14 protein-coding genes are annotated in these 20,311 nt (G+C 74.0%); 5 read left to right on the top strand and 9 right to left on the bottom strand.

Annotated elements, in window-relative coordinates:
- Positions 1-99 precede the first annotated feature (99 nt).
- Together lipA and FBZ33_RS22775 are read left to right on the top strand one after the other, a co-directional pair.
- Complete coding sequence (lipA, locus tag FBZ33_RS22770) at positions 100-1,095, top strand: lipoyl synthase (protein ID WP_099856184.1); 996 nt, start codon at positions 100-102, stop codon at positions 1,093-1,095.
- A gap of 53 nt (positions 1,096-1,148) precedes the next feature.
- Positions 1,149-2,897, top strand: coding sequence for a hypothetical protein (locus tag FBZ33_RS22775; protein ID WP_141910605.1), 1,749 nt, complete (start codon positions 1,149-1,151; stop codon positions 2,895-2,897).
- A 39-nt stretch (positions 2,898-2,936) separates the two neighbouring features.
- Here FBZ33_RS22775 and FBZ33_RS33645 read toward each other — a convergent pair whose 3' ends face one another.
- Complete coding sequence (locus FBZ33_RS33645; RefSeq protein WP_305069549.1) at positions 2,937-5,834, bottom strand: helix-turn-helix transcriptional regulator; 2,898 nt, start codon at positions 5,832-5,834, stop codon at positions 2,937-2,939.
- Between the two features lie 125 nt (positions 5,835-5,959).
- Complete coding sequence (locus tag FBZ33_RS32895) at positions 5,960-6,130, bottom strand: hypothetical protein (RefSeq protein WP_185755379.1); 171 nt, start codon at positions 6,128-6,130, stop codon at positions 5,960-5,962.
- A gap of 207 nt (positions 6,131-6,337) precedes the next feature.
- Between FBZ33_RS32895 and FBZ33_RS22785 the strand changes: the two genes are divergently transcribed.
- A complete protein-coding gene (locus FBZ33_RS22785; protein WP_088949492.1) occupies positions 6,338-7,024 on the top strand; it encodes a DUF4191 domain-containing protein in 687 nt (228 codons plus the stop codon).
- A 69-nt stretch (positions 7,025-7,093) separates the two neighbouring features.
- On the opposite strand, the gene FBZ33_RS22790 is transcribed toward FBZ33_RS22785, so the two are convergent.
- The gene (locus tag FBZ33_RS22790; protein WP_088949493.1) at positions 7,094-7,492 is read right to left on the bottom strand and encodes an RDD family protein; all 399 of its coding nucleotides are present in this window, start codon (positions 7,490-7,492) and stop codon (positions 7,094-7,096) included.
- Positions 7,493-7,755: 263 nt separating this feature from the next.
- On the opposite strand from FBZ33_RS22790, the gene glnA reads away from it, so the two are divergent.
- Positions 7,756-9,180 (top strand): type I glutamate--ammonia ligase, encoded by a 1,425-nt coding sequence (gene glnA / locus FBZ33_RS22795; protein ID WP_088949494.1) that lies wholly within the window; start codon positions 7,756-7,758, stop codon positions 9,178-9,180.
- Between the two features lie 489 nt (positions 9,181-9,669).
- Here the strand turns inward: glnA and mptB (FBZ33_RS32900) are convergent, their stop codons facing one another.
- The 5 genes from mptB (FBZ33_RS32900) to FBZ33_RS22825 form a co-directional block, all read right to left on the bottom strand.
- Positions 9,670-11,259, bottom strand: a complete 1,590-nt coding sequence (gene mptB / locus FBZ33_RS32900; protein WP_255509152.1) for a polyprenol phosphomannose-dependent alpha 1,6 mannosyltransferase MptB — start codon at positions 11,257-11,259, stop codon at positions 9,670-9,672.
- Between the two features lie 71 nt (positions 11,260-11,330).
- A complete protein-coding gene (mptB, locus tag FBZ33_RS22810; protein ID WP_185755380.1) occupies positions 11,331-12,731 on the bottom strand; it encodes a polyprenol phosphomannose-dependent alpha 1,6 mannosyltransferase MptB in 1,401 nt (466 codons plus the stop codon).
- A 47-nt stretch (positions 12,732-12,778) separates the two neighbouring features.
- Positions 12,779-14,401, bottom strand: a complete 1,623-nt coding sequence (locus FBZ33_RS22815) for a hypothetical protein (protein ID WP_255509018.1) — start codon at positions 14,399-14,401, stop codon at positions 12,779-12,781.
- The gene (locus tag FBZ33_RS22820) at positions 14,394-17,414 is read right to left on the bottom strand and encodes a bifunctional [glutamine synthetase] adenylyltransferase/[glutamine synthetase]-adenylyl-L-tyrosine phosphorylase (protein WP_141910608.1); all 3,021 of its coding nucleotides are present in this window, start codon (positions 17,412-17,414) and stop codon (positions 14,394-14,396) included. Before FBZ33_RS22820 ends, FBZ33_RS22815 begins: the two co-directional genes overlap by 8 nt.
- Positions 17,414-18,181: a type 1 glutamine amidotransferase gene (locus tag FBZ33_RS22825; protein WP_088949497.1), complete on the bottom strand. Its 768-nt coding sequence runs from the start codon at positions 18,179-18,181 to the stop codon at positions 17,414-17,416. The genes FBZ33_RS22820 and FBZ33_RS22825 overlap by 1 nt, the downstream gene beginning before the upstream one ends.
- Positions 18,182-18,295: 114 nt before the next feature.
- Here FBZ33_RS22825 and FBZ33_RS22830 point away from each other — a divergent pair, with 114 nt between their 5' ends.
- Positions 18,296-19,231 carry an LD-carboxypeptidase gene (locus tag FBZ33_RS22830; protein WP_141910609.1) on the top strand — a complete coding sequence of 312 codons (936 nt, stop codon included), beginning with the start codon at positions 18,296-18,298 and terminating at the stop codon, positions 19,229-19,231.
- A gap of 159 nt (positions 19,232-19,390) precedes the next feature.
- Here the strand turns inward: FBZ33_RS22830 and FBZ33_RS22835 are convergent, their stop codons facing one another.
- Positions 19,391-20,272, bottom strand: coding sequence for a virginiamycin B lyase (locus FBZ33_RS22835; protein ID WP_141910610.1), 882 nt, complete (start codon positions 20,270-20,272; stop codon positions 19,391-19,393).
- Positions 20,273-20,311: the final 39 nt, after the last annotated feature.

Here is a 20,311-nt window from a genome sequence, read left to right on the forward strand (position 1 = left end):
CATTTTCGACACTCCGGTGTCCGGCGTCACAACGTTCGGGGCGTGACGCCGGTCGCCCGACGCACATAGACACCCGCCGTCCGGCGTAGGCTCGTTTTCGTGACGATCGAGCACTCCGCGCCGACGACCGGCCAGGCAGCGCGCACCGCAACGGCGGCCCCCGAGGGGCGGCGTCTGCTGCGCATCGAGGCGCGCAACGCCGAGACGCCGATCGAGCGCAAACCTCCATGGATCAAGGTCAAGGCCAAGATGGGCCCGGAGTACACCCAGCTGCGCGGGCTCGTCTCGCGCGAAGGGCTGCACACCGTCTGCCAGGAGGCCGGCTGCCCCAACATCTACGAGTGTTGGGAAGACCGGGAGGCCACCTTCCTCATCGGTGGCGACCAGTGCACCCGGCGCTGCGACTTCTGCCAGATCGACACCGGCAAGCCGGCCGAGTTCGACGCCGACGAGCCGCGTCGTGTCGCCGAGTCGGTGGTCTCGATGGGGCTGCGGTACGCCACCATCACCGGCGTCGCCCGTGACGACCTGCCCGACGGCGGCGCCTGGCTGTACGCCGAGACCGTCCGACAGATCCACGCCCTTCAGCCGGGTTGCGGCGTCGAGCTGCTGATCCCCGACTTCAACGCCGTTCCCGAGCAGTTGGCCGAGGTCTTCGGTTCCCGTCCGGAGGTGCTGGCCCACAACGTGGAGACCGTGCCGCGCATCTTCAAGCGCATCCGGCCGGCGTTCCGCTACGACCGCTCGCTGGACGTGATCCGGCAGGCCCGCGCCGACGGCCTGGTCACCAAGAGCAACCTCATCCTGGGCATGGGCGAGGAGCGGGCCGAGGTTTCGCAGGCGCTGCGCGACCTGCACGAGGCCGGCTGCGAGCTGATCACCATCACCCAGTACCTGCGGCCGACCCCCCGGCACCACCCGGTGACCCGGTGGGTCAAGCCGGAGGAGTTCGTGGAGCTGCGCGAGGAGGCCGAGGAGATCGGCTTCGCCGGGGTGATGAGCGGGCCGCTGGTGCGCTCGTCGTACCGGGCCGGCCGGCTCTACAAGCAGGCGCTCGACGCCCGCGCCGGGGTGGCCGTCACCACCGCCGGCTGATCCGCCGGCAGCGCCGCACGGGCCGTGCGGCGTCCGAATGCCATGATCGTGCGATGACCGCCGGCGTACGCGAACAGCCGCGCGGCGCGGACTCCCCGCGCCCGCGGCCCGGTACGCGCTTGCGCCTGGTCGGCTGGCTCACCGCGGTGGCCGTGCTCGCCGGAGTGGGTTACCGGCTCTGGCTGCTGGTCAACGCGGCGCCGCCGACGAACAGCGACGAGGCCACCATGGGGTTGGCCGCGCTGCACATCGCCCGAGGCGAGGGCTTCCCGGTCTGGTTCTACGGCCAGCAGTACATGGGCACGCTGGAGGCGTACCTGGCCGCGCCGGTGTTCGCCCTGGCTGGCGGGCCGTCACTGCTCGGCCTACGGCTGCCGACCCTGGCGCTGTACCTGCTGTTCCTGCTGCTGTCCTGGCGGCTGACGCTGCGGCTGACCGGGGACCGGTGGTTCGGGCTCCTGGTGGTGGCGTTGCTGGCGCTCGGCTCGGACCGGATCGTCAAGAACCAGCTCATTGCTGGCGGTGGCTACCCCGAGATGAACGCCGCCGGGGTGGCGCTGGCCGTCCTCGCCGTGGATCTGGCCGCCGGCCGATCGGGATGGCGGCTGGCGCGGTGGGCCGCGTGGGGGTTCCTGGCCGGCCTGATGCTCTGGGTCGACCCACTCGTGCTGCCGTACGTGGTGGCGACCGGGGCGGTGCTCGTCGGGTTCTGCCGCCGGGAGCTGTGGGGTGCCGCCGGGGCGCTGCTCGGGGCGGCCGCCGTGCTGGGGGCGGCCCCGCTGCTGCTGCACAGCCTGCTGAACGGGCGGAACCCGCTGCACGCGGTGCTCGCCGCCAGCGGCGCGAACGCCACCGCCGGCTGGGCGGACCGGCTGCACGGCGGCCTGCTGCTCGGCCCGTCGCTGGGCATGGGCTTCTGCGCTCCGGGGCGGTGCGACACCTGGCAACTCTGGTGGGCGCTCGCCCTGCCGCTGCTGCTGGCCCTCGGTGCCGTCACCGCCTGGCGGGCACTACGCCGACCGCCCACCGAAGCCGGCCCGACCTCGCCAGCCGATGCCGCCTCGCCGGCGGACCTTGCGCCGCCAGCCGGTCCTGCCCTGCCAGCCAGTCCTGCCTCGCTGGTCGATCCCGCTGATGCTGGTGACCCGGTGCTCGTTGCACCCCGGGTGGCGGCGGCGGTCCGGCTGGCACTCGTGCTGGCCGCCGTGGTCACCCTCGGGGCGTACACCGTGAGCAGTTCCGCCGGCCTCACCCCGGTGGAGAGTTCCCGCTACCTGTCCTGCCTGCTCATCTCCCTGCCGGCGCTGCTCTGGCCGGTGTGGACGGTGGCCCGGCGCGGCCCGCGCCCGTCGGCGACCGGCCGGCGCGGCCTCGGGCGGACGCTGGCCCGGCCGGTCGCCCTGGCGTTGCTCGCGGCCACGCTGGGCACCGCCGCCCAGGCCACCTGGCGGTCAGCGCAGACCGCGCCGGCCACCCGGGCCGCCGAGGCCCGGCACGCCGAGTTGGTCAGCACCCTGCGGCAGCTCGGCGTACGGCAGGTGCGCGCCGGCTACTGGACCTGCAACCGACTCACCTTCGCCTCCGCGGAGCAGGTGGTCTGCGCGGTCGTCGACGATGCGCTGCGTCCCGGGTTCGACCGCTACCCCACGTACCGGCGGGAGGTGGACAGGGCGGCGGCGCCAGCCTGGGTCGCAACGGTCGGCTCACCGCTGGCGAACGCGCTCGACGAGCGGCAGCGCGCCAACCCGGGCGACCTCGACCTGGTCACGATCGACGGCTGGCGGATCTACCTGCCGCGGTGACCTCGCCGGGTGAGCGTCAGTGCGACAACAGGGTGCGCGTCAGTGCGACGCCGCCGGCTCGGTGAGCAGGCCGAGGCGGTGCGCCACGGCGGCGGCCTCCACCCGGTTGGTCACGTCCAGCTTCGCGATGATCCGGGAAACGTGCACGCTGGCCGTCTTCGGGGAGATGAACAGCTGCTCGGCGATCCGGCTGTTGCTGTGCCCCTCGGCGACCAGTCGCAGCACCTCCCGCTCCCGCGCGGTGAGCAGATCGGCGCCGGCACCGCCCTGGCCCGTGGTACGCAGGCCGACCCGCCGCGCCAGCGTGGCAGCCGCCTCGACCAGCGGCACCGCACCCAGCCGTCGGCCGATCTCGGCGGCCTCGGTGACCGCCGCCGCCGTCTCGTCGCGCTCCCCAGCAGCGGCAGCCGACTCGGCGAGCGCCAGCAACCCGCGACCCAACGGGTACGGCTGCCCGTCGGCCCGCCACGCGTCGACCGCCTTCCGCCAGGCCGGCAGCGCCTGGTCGCCGACCGCGAGCAGGGCGGCGACCTGAGCGGCATGTGCCCGCGCCGCCGGGTGCCGGACCGGCAGGTCGGCGGCGAGCGCCGCCACCGCGACCGACAGGTCCCGGTCGCCCACCCGGGCGGCGGTACGCGCGACGGCGCTGAGCACCGGCCAACCCTCGCGGGGCAGTTGCGGCAGGCTCTCGTCGACCGCCGCGACCCGCGCCGCCCGGACCGCCTCCACCTTGTCGTCGGCGGCCAACGCTGCCTCGATCGCCAACTCGTGCAGGGGCAGCCGGTGGCTCGGCCACAGGTAGGGCCGGCCGAGGAAGGTGAGCGCCCGGTCGACCACTTCGTCGGCCGCCGGGTGGGCGCGGGCCAGCCGTAGCCCGGCACTCAGTTGGAGCCAGTGCAGGCCGGTGACGCCGGACAGGTCGATCCGCGCGGCCTCCGCGCACACCGCCTCGGCCTCGTCCCAGCGACCCAGCGCGATCAGCGCCTCGGCCCGGTTGGACAACAGGTACGCCCCGGTGGAGCGACTGATCCCCACCCGACGCGCCTCGGCGACGCCAGCCTCGGCAGCCTGCGCGGACTCGGCGTAGCGGCCCAACTCGCACAGCACGTCAGACTGGTACACCCGGGCGAGCACCAGCCCCGACGCGTCCCCGGACGCACGGACGACGGCCTCGGCCTGGGTCAGCTCGGCCAGCCCTCGCTCCAGGTCCCGCTCGCCGTGGCAGAGCAGGGCGATCCGCGCGTGCAGCAGGGCGACGTCCTCGCCGAACGCCTCGGCGTCAACGGCGGCCTCGGCGGCCACCCGGGCCGCCTGCTTGGGGTCGATCTTGACCAGGTGCGCGGCGATGTCGGCGAGCAGCCGGACCCGCTCCGCTCCCCGGGGGCCGCCAGCGGCCAGCCGGTACGCCTCATCCAGCTCCCGGCGCCCGTCACTCTTGCCGAGCAGGGCCATCAGCCGACCCCGCTGGTTGAGCAGGCGGGCGGCGCGCAGCGGTGCGGCGTCGGCGTCCACCTCGGCCAGGCCGGCCCGGGTCAGCGTGATGGCCCGGCTGAAGTCGCCGGCCGTGACCGACGCGGCCAGCGTCTGCTCCAGCAACGCCAGGTGGTCCATGCCGAGCAGGTCGGCGGCGTCGGGCACCAGCTCCCACAACTCCAGCGCCCGCTCCAGCAGTCGGCGCTGCTCGGCGTACGCGTACCGGTCGCCGGCGGCGACCGCTGCGGCCCGTGCCGCGACGAGGGCCCGCGGGTGGTCGTGCGCGGCGTACCAGTGGTGGGCGATCTCCGCTGGGGCCCGGCCGGCGGCGACCAGGTGCGGCTGGGCCTCGATGGCGGCGGCGAAGCGGGCGTGCAGCCGGGCGTGTTCGCCGGGCAGCAACTCGTCGTGCACGGCCTCGCGGACCAGCGCGTGCCGGAACTCGTAGTCACCGTCGCGGTCGGCCACCACCAGCTGGGCGGCGACGGCGACACGTAGCGCGTCCTCCAGCTCGGCCTCGGGCAGCCCGGCGACCTCGGCGAGCAGGTCGTGGGCGAAGCGGGTGCCGCCGGCAGCCGCGATGCGCAGCACCCGCTGGGTCGGCTCGGGGAGTCGGTCCACCCGGGCCAGCAGCAGGTCGCGCAGTGTCTCGGGGAGCGCGGCGCAGCCGAGCGGGGAGCCGGCGACGGCCAGCTCCTCGATGAAGAAGGGGTTGCCCTGGGTGCGGCCGTGGACATCGTCGACGGCCCGGGCGGGTGGCTCGGCGCCGAGCAGGTCGGCGAGGATCGCAGCGGTGCCGTCCCGATCCAGTCGGCCCAACTCCACCCGCTCCACGCCGCGGGCGCGGTCCAGTTCGGCGAGGAACGGGCGCAGCGGGTGCCCGCGCTGCAACTCGTCGGTGCGGTAGGTGCAGACCAGCAGCAGGCGACCCGGCCGCGCCGCCCGGACCAGGAAGCCGATCAGGTCCCGGGTGGAGCGGTCGGCCCAGTGCAGGTCCTCGATGAGCAGCACCAGCGGGCGGGCGTCGGCGAGTCGTTGGAACAGCTCGGCGACCAGGTCGAACAGGTAACCGCGCGGGGCGTCACTGAGCGGGACGGGACGAGGGCCGGCCAGCGCCGCGGACGCCCGTCCCAGCTCCGGCAGCAGCGGGGCGAACTCCGCCTCGTAGCCGGCGAAGACCTCGGGGCCGTCGGCGCGCAGCACCGCGCGCAGCGCGGCGGCGAACGGCGCGAACGGCAGGCCAGCCTCGCCCAGCTCCAGGCACTGGCCGACCAGCACCCGCGCCCCGCCGCCGGTGGCCCAGCCCCCGAACTCCTCCAGCAGCCGGGTCTTTCCCACGCCGGCCTCGCCACCGACCAGCACTGTGGTCGGCTCCCCCACCCGGGCGCGACCCAGGGCGTCGCGCAGCGCCGCGATCTCACGATGGCGGCCGACGAGGACGGAACTGGCGGCACGTACGGTCACAGGTTCGAGCATGCCATGACGGCCCCCGCCGACAGCCCCGCCGATCGGCCGGTGGCCGGGCGGCGGGGCTGGGTCGTGCCGGCCGGCCGGCACGGCGGGCGCCGTGGCAGCCGAGGCGGGCGCGGTCACCGGCGGGCGTCGCCGGTGCGGGCGGCGTGCCTGCGCCGACCCAGCCAATCGCGGCCGGCCGGACGCGGCAGCGACCGGGCGAGCCGGTCCGCGGCCGCCTCGGCGCGCAGCTCGGCGGTGTGCGTACGGTGCAGGGAGAGCAGGAAGTCTGCGTCGTTGCCGAACATGTCGGGCTCCTTCGTGGCGTCGTCGTCTTCTGCTGACGACTCTTCGCGCGAAGGCCCCACCCGGGCATGGGCACACCGCCTCATCTTCCCGGCCGGCACCCTCCTTACCCGTCCGTTCTGCGGCGGTGAGGAGACGTAAGGTACTCAGCTGCCCCGGCACCCGGACGCGGATCAACGGGGCAGGCGGCGACCACTAGACTCTGCGGCATGGCAAAGCCCCAGGAGAAGGTCTCGTTCGGCCAGCGGCTGAAGCAGATCGGGATGGTGTTCAAGTTCACCGCCAAGCAGGACCGGTGGTTCGCGCCGTTGGTCGCCGCCGCGGTGCTCATCCCGCTCGCCCTCACCGTGGTCGCGGTCATCCTCTGGAGCTGGATCTGGCTGCCGATCGGCATCCTGTTCGTCCTGCTCGCGGTGCTGATCGTGCTCAACCTCCGGTCCAACAAGGCGATGATGAACGCCGCCGAGGGCCAGCCCGGCGCGGCGGCGCAGATCATGGAGAACATGCGCGGCGACTGGCGGGTGACCCCGGCGGTCAGCTCGACCACCCAGATGGACATGGTCCACCTGGTGATCGGCCGCCCGGGCGTGATCCTGCTGGCCGAGGGCAACCCGCAGCGGGTGCGCGGCCTGCTCGGGCAGGAGAAGCGGCGGCTGTCCAAGGTGATCGGCTCCGCTCCCCTGCACGACTACGTGATCGGGCAGGAGGAGGGCGAGCTGCCGATCCGCAAGCTGCGGACGACGCTGCTGCGCCTGCCCCGCGCGCTCTCCGGCAAGGACGTCAACTCGCTGGACAAGCGACTCAAGGCGCTGACCGCCCGGCCCCAGATGCCCAAGGGCGCGATCCCGAAGAACATGCGGCCGCCGGGCGCCTTCCGCCAGTCGCGGGGCCGCTGACCCCTCTGGCGTACGCCTGAAAAGAGCCGGACCCGTGTGGGTCCGGCTCTTTCTCGTTGTTCGGCGGGCTCAGCCGCGCGGCGCGTCGACGATGACCGAGTCGGCGAGCCTGTCGTGCAGGCCGCGACGGTGCCCATCCATGATCAGCGCGGGGACGACGAGGGCCAGCAACAGGCCCCGGATCAGTCCTCGGAGCACCCCGATCCGACCGCCGTCGTGCCAGTTCACGCAGCGGATCTTCGTGACGTACATGCCCGGCGTCTGGGCGAACAGGCCGAGGAAGATGCCGTACACCAGGACCAGCACCAGCACCGGCGCCCAGCCGTCGCGTACCGGGTCGGCGAAGATGTTGGACACCAGCAGGCAGAGCACCCAGTCGATGATCAGCGCCCCGAAGCGGCGTCCGAGGGTCGGCGGGGTGAAGGTGGGGTCGGTGGCCGGCGCTGCCGGGACGTGCGGATTGGTCACAGCGATCAAGGGTATCCGCGTCGCGACGAGGGCTCGCCGAGTGCCGCCACCACTGTGTGCCGATTCAGGCCAAAGGCATCAGATGTCACTACACTGGCACAGTCGGTACGACGTTCGCGGCGGGCCGAAGGCGTGGACAGGAGCGCCGCTGACGCTCCGCGAGGGACGTAACACGGCAGAAACAACGGAGACACGGCCGGGCAACCCCCCGGCCATAGCGTCGCCAGAAGCCTAGCCACCCCGTGGACGTGCCAGGAGGATGTGTGTTCGCCAACCCCGAGGAACTGCTGCGATACCTCAAGAACGAGGACGTGAAGTTCGTCGACGTTCGTTTCTGTGACCTGCCCGGCGTGATGCAGCACTTCAACCTGCCGGTCGAGTCCGTCAACGACGATCTCTTCACCGACGGCCTCGCGTTCGACGGTTCGTCGATCCGCGGTTTCCAGGCGATCCACGAGTCGGACATGCTCCTGCTCCCGGATGTCGCCACCGCGTTCATCGACCCATTCCGCGCGCAGAAGACTCTCGCGCTGAACTTCTTCATCCACGACCCGTTCACCCGCGAGGCCTACAGCCGCGACCCGCGCAACGTGGCGAAGAAGGCCGAGGCGTACCTGGCGGCCAGCGGCATCGCCGACACCGCCTACTTCGGCGCCGAGGCGGAGTTCTACATCTTCGACTCGATCCGCCACGAGACCTCGGCGCACCAGTCGTTCTACTACATCGACTCGATCGAGGGCGCCTGGAACACCGGCCGCGAAGAGCCGGGCGGCAACCGTGGATACAAGACCGCGTACAAGGGCGGCTACTTCCCGGTGCCGCCGGTCGACCACTACGCCGACCTGCGCGACTCCATCGTGCGCCGCCTCGTCGACACCGGCTTCAACGTGGAGCGCTCGCACCACGAGGTGGGCACGGCCGGCCAGTCCGAGATCAACTACCGGTTCTCCACCCTGCTGCACGCCGGTGACCAGCTCCAGCTCTTCAAGTACATCGTGAAGAACGAGGCCTGGGCCAACGGCAAGACCGCGACGTTCATGCCCAAGCCGCTCTTCGGCGACAACGGCTCCGGCATGCACACCCACCAGAGCCTCTGGCTCAACGGTGAGCCGCTGTTCTACGACGAGACCGGCTACGCCGGCCTGTCCGACATGGCCCGCTGGTACATCGGTGGCCTGCTGCACCACGCGCCGTCGCTGCTGGCCTTCACCAACCCGACGATCAACTCGTACCGTCGTCTGGTGCCGGGCTTCGAGGCGCCAGTCAACCTGGTCTACTCGCAGCGCAACCGCTCCGCCTGCACCCGCATCCCGGTCACCGGCAGCAACCCGAAGGCCAAGCGCGTTGAGTTCCGCGTCCCGGACCCGTCGGCCAACGTCTACCTGGCCTTCTCCGCCATGATGATGGCCGGCCTCGACGGCATCAAGAGCAAGATCGAGCCGCCGACCCCGATCGACAAGGACCTCTACGACCTCCCGCCGGAGGAGTGGGGCGACGTCAAGCAGGTGCCGGGCTCGCTGTCGGCCGTGCTCGACTCGCTCGAGGCCGATCACGACTACCTGCTCGACGGCGGCGTCTTCACGCCCGACCTGATCTCCACCTGGGTCGACTGGAAGCGCGCCAACGAGGTCGACCCGGTGCGCCTGCGCCCGACCCCGCACGAGTTCGCCATGTACTACGACTGCTGAGCAGTCTGGGCACGACGACTGCTGAGCAGTCACCGCACCACCGGCCGGGCCGGCTCCGCGATCGCGGAGTCGGCCCGGCCCCGTTACACGCCCACCCCCGCGCCCCGCAGGCCCCGCGCCCCACAGGACCCGCGTCCCGCGCCCCGCAGGCCCCGCACCCCGCGCCCCACAGGCCGCGCGTCCCGCGCCCCGCGCCCCGCGCCCCGCGCCCCGCGCCCCGCGCCCCGCGCCCCGCGCCCCGCGCCCCGCGCCCCGCGCCCCGCGCAACTTCAGGGATGTTGCTGCCTCCCAGGCACCGTAGGCAGCACTTTCCCTGAAGTTGCGCGGATCTTGGACTGGGCCGGGACGGGGATCGTGCTCGATCATGGTTGTAGTGGCCACCAGGGCGGCTCGAAGCCCTTAAATCCATGATCGAGCACGATCTTGACCGCCCAGACACGTCGATCATGAGGTTGGCCGGGCGTTCCGTCCGAATTGTCCCCGCCAACCTCATGATCGACGGGTTGGACCCGGGCGGTGGGTGGTGCGCAGGACCAGTAGGACCACGGTCAGGAGCAGGGCGGTCATCGCCAGGGCGCCGGGGGCCTTGGTGAAGCGGGCCAGGTTGGTGCCGTCGGGCAGGGCCAGGAAGGCCGCCACCGCCACTGGCAGCACAAACCACGTCGTTCGGGCGGCGGTGAGTGCGAGCAGCGCCAACGGCCAGGTCGCGTACCAGGGGTGGAAGACCGGGGACAGGACTACGGTGGCGACCAGCGCCAGCGCCGCGCCGTGCAGCACGACCCGAGGGCACGCAACCTCGACCCGCGCCCCCTCGACCCACGCCCCGTCGACCCGCGCAACCTCGACCCGCGCCCCGTCGACCCGCGCGCCCTCGACCCGCGCCCCATCCACCCGCGCGCCCTCGACCCGCGCCCCATCCACCCGCGCGCCCTCGACCCGTGCCACCCGCCAGGCATCGCTGAAGCCGCGCAGCGCCCGCCAGGCCCGCCACCAGAGCACCACCAGCACCCCGGCCAGCAGCAGCAGGGCGACCGCCCGCAGCACCGGCACCGCCTGCGGGTCCCGGCCGACCAGCGCGCCGGCGTAGTCCACCACGAACCCGACGGCGGTGGGTGGCGACGTCCACTGCTCCGAGTCGCCGCTGTGGGTCAGCCCGCCCACCCAGCCGAACCCGAGCCCGGACACCGCCGAGGTGACCAGCACTGCGCCGAGCAGCCCAGCGGTCAGCCAGCCGCCGTCGCGCAGCAACGCCCGTACGGTGTGACGACCACGGACTGCGGCCAGTGCGGCGAACGGCACCACCACGACCGCGCTGGCCTTCACGGTCACCGCCAGCCCGAGCAGCGCCCCGGCCAGGAGCAGTGCCGGAGGCCAACCCGGTCGCCGGATCGCCACCAGCATCCCGCCGAGCAGCAGACCCAGCATCACGGCGTCGTTGTGCGCGCCGGCGATGAGGTGCACCCCGACCAGTGGGGCGGCCAACGCCAGCCACGCGGCCCGCCGGGTCGGCACCCCGGCTGCCCGTGCCAGGCCGGGCAGGCAGATCGCGGCCAGCACCAGCCCCGCCACGGCGATCACCCGCAGCAGCACCACAGTGCCGGTGAGCCCGCCGCCGAGCGTGACCGCCAGCGCCGCGAGCAGGACGAACACCGGCCCGTACGGTGCCGGAGTGTCCCGCCAGATCGGTGCAACCGTGTCCAGCCACGGGCAGCCGGCCGCCGCCACCCCCACCGCGTACGGGTCGACGCCGTGCGCGTACGTCCAGCCCTGGCAGGCGTACGAGTAGACGTCCCGGCTGCCCAGTGGTGGCGCGACGAGCAGCGGCAGCGCCCACAGCCCGGCCGTGACGTACGCCCACCGGGTCGACGGTGCGCCCCCGCGCAGCGACCACCACGCACCGACCAGCAGCGTGGTGCCGGCCAGCCAGCCGATCAGCGTCGCCGGGCCGTCCGGGGTTCGCCAGATCGATGCCGGTGTCGCGCCGAGCGGGGCGTCGGGCAGTGCCCCGCCGAGGTAGCCGGCCACGGTGAGCAGGACCGCGCCGGCCAGGCCCGCGTACCGGGCGAGGCGTGCCGACAGAGGACCAGGCGGCGACGGAACACGCGAGGGCGGAACAGGCGGGCCGGGAGCGGTCACCGGCGCACCTTCCCTCAGTCGGCGGCGACCGGCTGACGGGCCGCCCGAGCCGACCGTACCAACCGGACGACCACCACGATCACCAACAGCGTCATCAGCGGCGCCCCGACCGTCTTGGTGAACCGGGGCAGCCCGGTGCCGTCGGGCAGCACCAGGAACGACGCGACGAGGGCGACCACTGTGAACCAGCCGGTACGGCGGGCGGTGGCGGCCAGCACGAACAACGGCCACGTCCAGTACCAGGGGTGCACCACGGGAGAGAGCGCGACGGTGACGGCGAGCGCGAGGCCGGCGTAGTACAGGGGGTCGCGGGTGCGGGCCCGCCACCAGAGCCAGACGAGGAGGACGGCCAGGACCACCACGGCTATCCCGCGTGTCACCGGCAACGCGTCGATGTGAGCGCCGAACAGCGCGGCGATGTAACCGACGGTCTGACCGACGGCGGTCGGCGGGGACGTCCAGGCGACGGCGGCGCCGCCCTGGGACAGCCCGCCGACCCAGCCGAAGTCCAGCCCGCCGACGATTGTCACTCCCAGCACGGCGGCGACCGTGCCGCCGACCACCCAGCCGCCGTCGCGGATCAGCGTCCGGAGCCGGTACGGGCCGGCGGTGGCCGCCAGCGCGGCGAACGGGACCACCACCACGGCGGTGACCTTGATCGACACGGCGACTCCGAGGAGGAGCCCGCCGACCAGCAGCATGCCGCGTCGGCGCGGGTGTGCGGCCACCACGGCCAGCCCACCGACCAGCGCGGCGAGCATCAGTATGTCGTTGTGTGGGCCACCGATGAGGTGCGCGGCGACCAGCGGGGAGCCCAGCGCCAGCCAGACCGCCCGCTTGGCCGGCACCCCGGCCCGGCGCGCCAGCACCGGCAGCGCCCACGCGCTCAACACCACGCCGAGCAATGCCAGCGCCCGGAACAGCACGATGCTGGCGGTCAGCGAGCCGGCGACCTTGACCACCGCAGCCGCGACGAGCACGAAGAGCGGCCCGTACGGCGCGGGGGTGTCCCGCCAGATGTAGGAGACCGAGTCCAGCCAGGGGCAGGGGAGCGCGGAGACGCCCTGCTCGTACGGGCTGATGCCACCGGCGAAACTGGCGCCCTGACACGCGTACGCGTACACGTCGCGGCTGCCGAAGGGCGGTGCGATCAGCAGCGGCAGCAGCCACAGCCCCACGGTGAGCAGCGCCCAGCGAGTCGACGGGCCGCCGTCGCGCAGCGCCCACCACGCGTACGCCATCAGGCCGGTGCCGACCGCCCAGGCGGCCAGGATCAGCGGGCCGTTGGTGCCCTGCCAGATGCTGACCGGGGTGCTGCGCAGGGGGCCGCTGGGAAACGCGCCGCCGAGGAACGCGGACAGCGCGAGCAGCATCGAGCCGGCCAGGCCGGTCCAGCGCGCGAGGTGGGGAGGCACGCCCGACATGCTGCCAGCACGCCGGTGGGTGACCGACGGCAGGACCGTCAGCAGTGGTTGGCCGGTGCCAGGCTGCTGGAGATCGAGTAGTCGCCGGCCGCGCGTACCCGCACCTCGGTCCACCCGTCCGCGCCGGGTCGCAGGCAGCCGTCCGGGCCATCGAGCGACAGCCACCGTGACCACCGCACCTTGACCGGCACGTCGCCGGGCGTGGCCGTCAGCCGGACCGCGCCCCGGTCGGCGGTGACGAGCCGGCCGGGGGCCCCGACCAGCGGCGTCGGATCGACCACCTCGTACAGGCGCCAGGTCGGATCGCGCCAGACCTCCCGCAGGTACGGCAGGTCGCCGCGGATCAACGCGGCCTCGTCGCGGCCCCACCGATCGGCGGGAGCGTCCGGGGCGACCACCACGTAGGTGACCGCCTGGTCGCGGAGCCACTGCTCGTAGGTCTGGGCGCTCAGGGTGCCGTCGTAGAACAGCGCGTTGCGGTCGCTGTCGACCTGGCGCTCCCAGCCACGGGCCAGCGGCACGGTCGGTGGCAGGTACGCGGACTCCCAGTGGTCGCGCAGCGGCACCACCTCGACCCGCCCGACGGGCTGCCGTCGGTCGAGTTCCGCGACGAGCGGGCGGTAGAACGCCGGGGCGCTCTCGGCGGCGCCGGCCCGGGTGACGTCACTCAGCATCACCGGGGACTGCCACCAGACCGTCGCGGCGAGCAGCCCGGCAAGCCACGGGCCGGGCAGCGGCGCGTACCCGGCCAGCACGGGCAGCGCGAAGAGCAGCGGCAGGCGCAGCGCGTTGGAACCGATCGGGCTGGGCACGTAGTACGCGCCGACCAGGAGCAGCACGGTGAGCAGCGCGCCGACGCGCAGCACCCGGCGGCGACGCGGCAGCACGACCGCCACCAGCACCGCGAGCGCGACGTTGATCCGCATCGACTCGGCCGAGTACGGCTGGGTGCCCCCGTTGCCGAAGAGCAACGCGATCGGCGCCAGGGTGACGGCGGGCGCCACGGCCAGCACGAACCCCTCCGCCAGTGGCCGCTCCGAGCGCCACCCACCGGGCAATGCACGGCCGGGTCCGTCGCCTCGGCGCAGGGCGGCCAGCAGCAACGCCGCGCCGGCCAGACCGGTGAACAGGCCGGCGACCGGGCTAGCGGCCGTCGCCAGGGCGGCGCAACCGGCGGCGAGTGCCAGGCGAACCGGGCGTGGCGGGCGTTCCGCGCTGACCGCGCAGAGCGCCAGCAGCCCGAACGCCAGCCCGACGGCGAAGGTGACCCGACCGCTCGCCAGGTTGCCGACGAGGACCACGGCACCGAGGACGCCGGCCAGCAGCGGCCGGCGGGCCCGGCCCCGGACGAACAGCCAGCCCAGCGCCGCCGCGCCGAGCACGGCGGCGACGGCCCCCAGTGGACGCATTCCGATCAGCGCGCCCAACCTGGCCGTGAACAGGCTGTAGCCGTACTGGTTGACGCCGCCGTACCAGCCGAGGTCGATCGGCGCGGCACCGTACCGGTCGGCGAACTCGGCGCGGGCCACCTGGGCTGCGAGGTCCGTGCCCATCCGCGGCGCGAGCAGGAACGCGGCGGCGAGCACGACCGCGGCCCCGGTCGCCGCCGCCCAGATCACCTGCGGGGACCGCGTGGCCAGGCGGGTCGACGCGTCAGGCATTCAGGACCCGTTCCGTCGCGGCACGGGAGCGGCGGCCGACGCGCAGGTACTCGTCGAGGAACTCCCCCGGGTCGTCCCGCCCGAGGAGTCGGACCACGCCGGCCAACTCCACCCCGTGCCGGGGCAACTGGTCGCCGGCCCGGCCCCGGACCAGCATCAACGCGTTGCGGACCTGCGCGGCCAGGGACCAACCGGCGGCCATCTCCGCGGCGTCCGTCGGGTCGATCAGGCCGGCCCGCTCGGCGGCCGCGAGGGCATCGAGGGTACGCGTGCCGCGCAGCGACGGGACCCTGCCCGCGTGCCGGAGCTGGACGAGTTGCACGGCCCACTCCACGTCGGCCAGCCCGCCGCGCCCCAGCTTGGTGTGGGTGGCCGGGTCGGCGCCCCGGGGCAGCCGCTCGGTCTCCACCCGGGCCTTGATCCGCCGGATCTCGACGACCTGCTCGCGGGTCAGCCCCTCGGCCGGGTAACGCACCGGGTCGATCATGGCCTCGAACTCGGCCCCCAGCTCGGCGTCGCCGCAGACGAACCGGGCGCGCAGCAGGGCCTGCGCCTCCCACACCCGCGACCAGCGGGCGTAGTACGCCGCGTATGCGGCGAGGCTGCGGACCAGCGGGCCCTGCCGGCCCTCCGGGCGCAGGTCGGCGTCGACGCCCAGCGGCGGGTCGGGGGCGGGCACGCCGAGCAGTCGGCGCAGTTCCTCGGCAATCGCGTGGGCGGCGGCACTGGCGGCGCTCTCGCTGGACCCGGCGGGCGGGTCGTAGACGAAGAGCACGTCGGCGTCGGAGAGGTAGTTCGACTCGTACCCGCCGAGCCGTCCCATGCCGATCACCGCGAACCGCAGCCCTTCCGGGGCCGGCTGGCTGGCCTGGGCGGCGCGCAGCGCGGCGGCCAGCGTGGCGTCGGTGACGTCGGCGAGGGCCGTGCCGACCTGGGTGATGTCGGCCAGCCCCGGTGCCGGCCGGTTCGCGCCGTCCGGCCGGGTGGGTGTGGGTGCGAGCGCGCCCGCCCGGCAGAGCACGTCGGCGCAGGCCACCCGGACCAGCTCCCGGCGCCGCAGTGCGCGTACCGCGCGGGTGGCCTCGACCGGGTCGGCGTGCCGGGCCGCTGCGGCGAGGAACCCCTCCCGGAGCACCTCGGGGGAGCGGGGCGCCAGCTCGTTCTCCTCGGCCAGCAGCCGCAGTGCCTCCGGGTCGCGGGCGAGCAGGTCGGCGACGTACCGGGACAGGGCCAGGACCCGGGCCAGCCGACGGGCGACCGGGCCACCGTCGCGCAGCAGCCGCAGATACCAGGGGGTGCTGCCCAGCTTGTCGGAGACCTTCCGGTAGTTGAGCAGCCCCCGGTCCGGCTCCGGCGCGTCGGCGAATTCGCTGAGCAGCACCGGCAGCAGGGTGCGCTGGATGGCCGCCGTGCGGCTCACCCCGCCGGTGAGCGCCTGGAGGTGCCGCAGCGCCCCGGCCGGGTCGGCGAACCCGAGGATCTCCAGCCGGTGCCTGGCCGCCTCCGGGGTGAGGCGCAGCCCGTCGGCCGGCACCCGGGCCACCGACTCCAGCAGCGGCCGGTAGAGCAGCTTGGCGTGCAGCCGGCGTACCTCGGTGGCGTGGGTGACCCACTCGGCCCGGAAGCTCTCCACGGCGCTGCGCCCCGGCGCCGCCGTGAAACCCAGCGCGGCGGCGAGCCACCGCAGCGCGCCCGGCTCGGTGGGAACGGTGTGCGTACGACGCAGGGCCTGTAGTTGCAGCCGGTGCTCGACGCTGCGCAGGAAACGGTAGCCGCGCAGCAGCGCCTCGCCGTCGGCCCGGCCGACGTAGCCACCGGCGACCAGCGCGCGCAATGCCGGGATGGTGCCCGGGGCCCGCAGCGTCTCGTCCCCGCGACCGTGTACGAGTTGCAGCAACTGGACGGCGAACTCGATGTCGCGCAGCCCGCCGGGGCCGCGCTTGATCTCGCGCTCCAACTCCTTCGGCGGGATGTGGTCGATGATCCTGCGCCGCATGGCGCGGACGTCCTCGACCGCCTCGGGTCGCTCGGCCGCCCGCCAGACCAGCGGCGCGAGCTGGTCGATCCACTCCTGGGCCAGCGGGAGGTCCCCGGCGGCCGGGCGGGCCTTGAGCAGCGCCTGGAACTCCCAGGTGCGCGCCCACCGCTGGTAGTAGGCCAGGTGGCTGGCGAGGGTCCGCACCAACGGGCCCCGGTTGCCCTCGGGGCGCAGGGCGGCGTCCACCGGCCAGGCGACCAGCCCGCAGATGTGGATCAGCCGGGTCGCCACCAGGGTCGCGGCGGCCAGGTCGGCGTCCTCGGCGGCCACGAAGATGACGTCCACGTCGGAGACGTAGTTCAGCTCGCCGCCGCCGCACTTGCCCATCGCCACCACCGCGAGCCGAGGCCGCTCGGTGCCCTCCGCCAGTTCCGCGACGGCCACCTCGTAGGCGGCGGCCAACGTCGCGTCGGCCAACGCGGAGAGCGCGGCCATCGTCTGCTCCAGGCCGCGCCCGCCGGTCAGGTCGGCCGCCGCGATCCGCAGCAGCGCCAACCGGTACGCGGTCCGCAGCACCGCCACCGGGTTGCCACCGGCGGCCGGCTCCAACCGCCCCTCGGCGATCGGCGCGAGCCCGTCCGGGGCGGTCCGCAGCGCGGTGCAGTGGTCGGGATGGGCCACCAGGTGATCGCCGAGCGCGGACGAGGCACCCAGCACCGCGATCAGCCGCCGCCGCAGCCCCGGGTCGGCGTGCAGCTCCGCGAGCAGCGGCGATTCGGCGGCGCCGTTGGTCGTGCGACGTTCGGCCTCGACGATGCGGTGCAGTTGGCGCAGCGCCAGGTCCGGGTCGGCGGCCCGGGACATCGCGGCCAGCAGCTCACCGGCCGGCTCGTCGGCCGGCTCCTGCTCCTCCGGCCGCCACAGCCGCAGCCCGTCCGGGCCGAGCAGGTCGGCGGCACGGGCGCCGCCGTCGCCCTCGGCGGTGCCGAAGCCGTACCGGGCGAGCCGGCCCGTTGCCCTGGTCGGCCGGCTCATCAGTGCCCGAGCAGCGGCAGGCCACGCCGCATCGTGCTGTCGTCCAACTCACCGAGGGCCAGCGCGGCGAACCGGGCGGCGAACGGCTGCCAGACCTCCTCGATGTCGGGCAGCACCGAGGCGCAGGCCGCGACCACCAGCTCCGGGTCGTAGCCCAGCTCGGCGAGTTGGGCCGAGTCGGTGGCCCAGTCGGCGATCATCGCGGCGTCGCACTCAATGTGGAACTGCAGACCCCAGGCCCGGTCACCGAGCCGGAACGCCTGGTGCGGGTAGCGGGTGGACGCGGCCAGCAGGGTGGCACCCCGGGGCAGCTCGGTGATCTCGTCGGCGTGCCACTGGAGCACGTCCGGGATCAACGGCACGTACCGGAACAGCGGGTCGTTCTCGGCGGCGTCGCGCCGGCCGACCACGCCCGGGCCGATCTCCGGCCCCGATGGACTCCGCTCGACCAGGCCGGCATGCGCGGTGGCGAGCAGTTGCGCGCCCAGGCAGACGGCCAGGGTCGGCACCCGGTAGCGGACCGCCTTGCGCAGCAGGCCCTCCACCGCCGGAAACCACTGTGCGCCGGGCGAGCCGTCCGGCAGCGGGTACGCCTGCTGGTCGCCGCCGAGCACCACCAGCGCCGCGTACCCCTCCAGGTCGGCGGGGAGCTCGTCGCCGGCGTGCGGGCGAACCACCCACAGCTCCAGCCCAGCCTCGGTCAGCCACTCGCCCAGCCGGCGTGCGTCGTCGGTCGGGTCGTTCTCGATCACCAGCGCGGTTGCCACCCGTCGAGGCTAGCCGGTGCGCCGCGCGGCGCAGCGCCCCGCCACAGGCCCACGCTTCCGGTGGTGTCCCTCTGCGGCGGCCGGGACCCGGCGTGGTCGTTAGGCTCAGCGGTTGTGATCAGCGACGACACCGCAACCGTCCGCCCGCCCGTGCTGCTCCCGGGCGACGCGGTGCTGCTGGTGTCGCCGTCCGGCCCGACCTCGCCGGAGCGGGTGGCCCGGGGCATGGAGCTGCTCACCGGGTGGGGCCTGCGCCCGGTGCCGGCGCCGAACGCGTACGCCCGCCACGGCTACCTCGCCGGCACCGACGACCTACGGGCCGCCGACCTGAACGCGGCCTTCACCGACCCGGAGATCCGCGGGGTGATCTGCACCCGGGGCGGGTACGGCGTCCAGCGGGTCGTGGACGCCATCGACATGGCCGCCGTCCGCCGCGACCCGAAGGTGGTGGCCGGATTCTCGGACATCACCGCGTTGCAGTTCGCACTGTGGCGGGGTGCCCGGCTGGCCGGGGTGCACGGTCCGGGAGCGGCCTGGCGCGACGAGCGGACCCCGCTGCGCTCCGCCGAGTCCCTGCACGCGGCGCTCATGACGACCGAGCCGGTGTCGATCACCGCGGTGCCCACCGAGGAGACCTTCGGCGTACGCGTCCCGGGCCTCGCCACCGGCACCCTGCTCGGCGGCAACCTGTGCATGATCGCCGCCTCGATCGGCACACCGGACCTGCCCGACCTGACCGGGGCGGTGCTGTTGATCGAGGACGTGCAGGAGCCCCCGTACAAGGTCGACCGGATGCTCACCCAGCTGCGCCGGGCCGGCGCGCTGGACGGGCTGGCCGGGGTGGCGGTCGGGCAGTTCACCGACTGCGGTGACGGCTGGGACACCACGATCGTCGACGTGCTCACCGAACGCCTCGGCGACCTGGGCGTACCGGTCCTCGGCGGCCTCCCCATCGGCCACGGCCCCAACCAGCTGACCGTCCCGGTAGGCACCCAAGCGACCCTCAATGCCGAAAACGGCACCCTGACCGCATCCCCCGCAGTCCAGTAACGCACCCCCACCCCCCTGCCCTCCCCCTCCCCGCGCTCCCCCGCCCCTCCTCGCCCCGGTGATCAAGAGGTTTGCGTCAACTTCGGGCGGGATTCTGACGCAAACCTCTTGATCAACCAGGCGGGGCGGGGAGGGCGGGGCCGGGGTGGGGTCAGGGGGTCAGGGGGTCAGGTGGGCTACTGCTCCTATTTCCAGGGCTGCCCAGACACCCTGGGGGGTCAGGGTGATGCCATGGGGTTCGGCGTTGGGGGTGGGCAGGTCGTGGCCGTCGATCCGGCCCGTGCCGTCGATGTGGCCGATCCGGTTGGCACCCCACTCGGTGAACCAGGCGCCGCCGTCCGGGTCGGCCACGATCGCGTGTGGGCGGGCCGCCCGGTCCGGCAGCGGGAACTCGGTCATCTCGCCATCCGGGGTGATCCGGCCGAGCTGACCGGCGGCGATCTCCACGAACCAGATCGCGCCGTCACCGCCGAGGGTGATGCCTACCGGGCCGGCGTTCGCAGTGGGCACCGGATGCAGCGTCACCCGGCCGTCGAGGTCGATCCGGCCGATCGCGTTCGCCTGGTTGAGGGTGAACCAGAGCGCCTGGTCCGGGCCAGCGGTGATCATCGAGGCGAACCCGCCGGTCACCGGCAGCGGGAACACCTCGACGGTGCCGTCGGTGCCCACCCGGCCGATCGTGTCGGAGTTCATTCCGGCGTACCAGAGTGCGCCGTCGGGGCCGGCCGCGATGCCGCACGGCCCAGTGTCGGTTGGCAGGACGACCACGCGCTGCTCGCCGTCGACGCTGATCCGGCCGATCCGGTCATCCCCGGAGCGGGTGAACCAGAGGGCGCCGTCCGGGCCGGTGGTGATGATCAGCGGCCGGCCACCGGCCGGGTCCAACGGGTAGGTCCGGATCCCGCCGTCGGGGGCCAACCGGGCGATCGCACCGGCGTGGACCAGCGTCAGCCAGAGCGCGCCGTCCGGGCCGGCAGTGATGCCGTACGGGCCGGCGCCCGGCGCGGCGAGTGGGATCTCACGAATCTCGGCGGTCGTCACGAGGCGTGGTCCTTTCGTCGGGGTTTTCCCACCCTGATC

Origin of the sequence: Micromonospora sp. A202, from assembly GCF_006715105.1 — a bacterium.
Lineage (GTDB): Bacteria > Actinomycetota > Actinomycetes > Mycobacteriales > Micromonosporaceae > Micromonospora > Micromonospora zamorensis.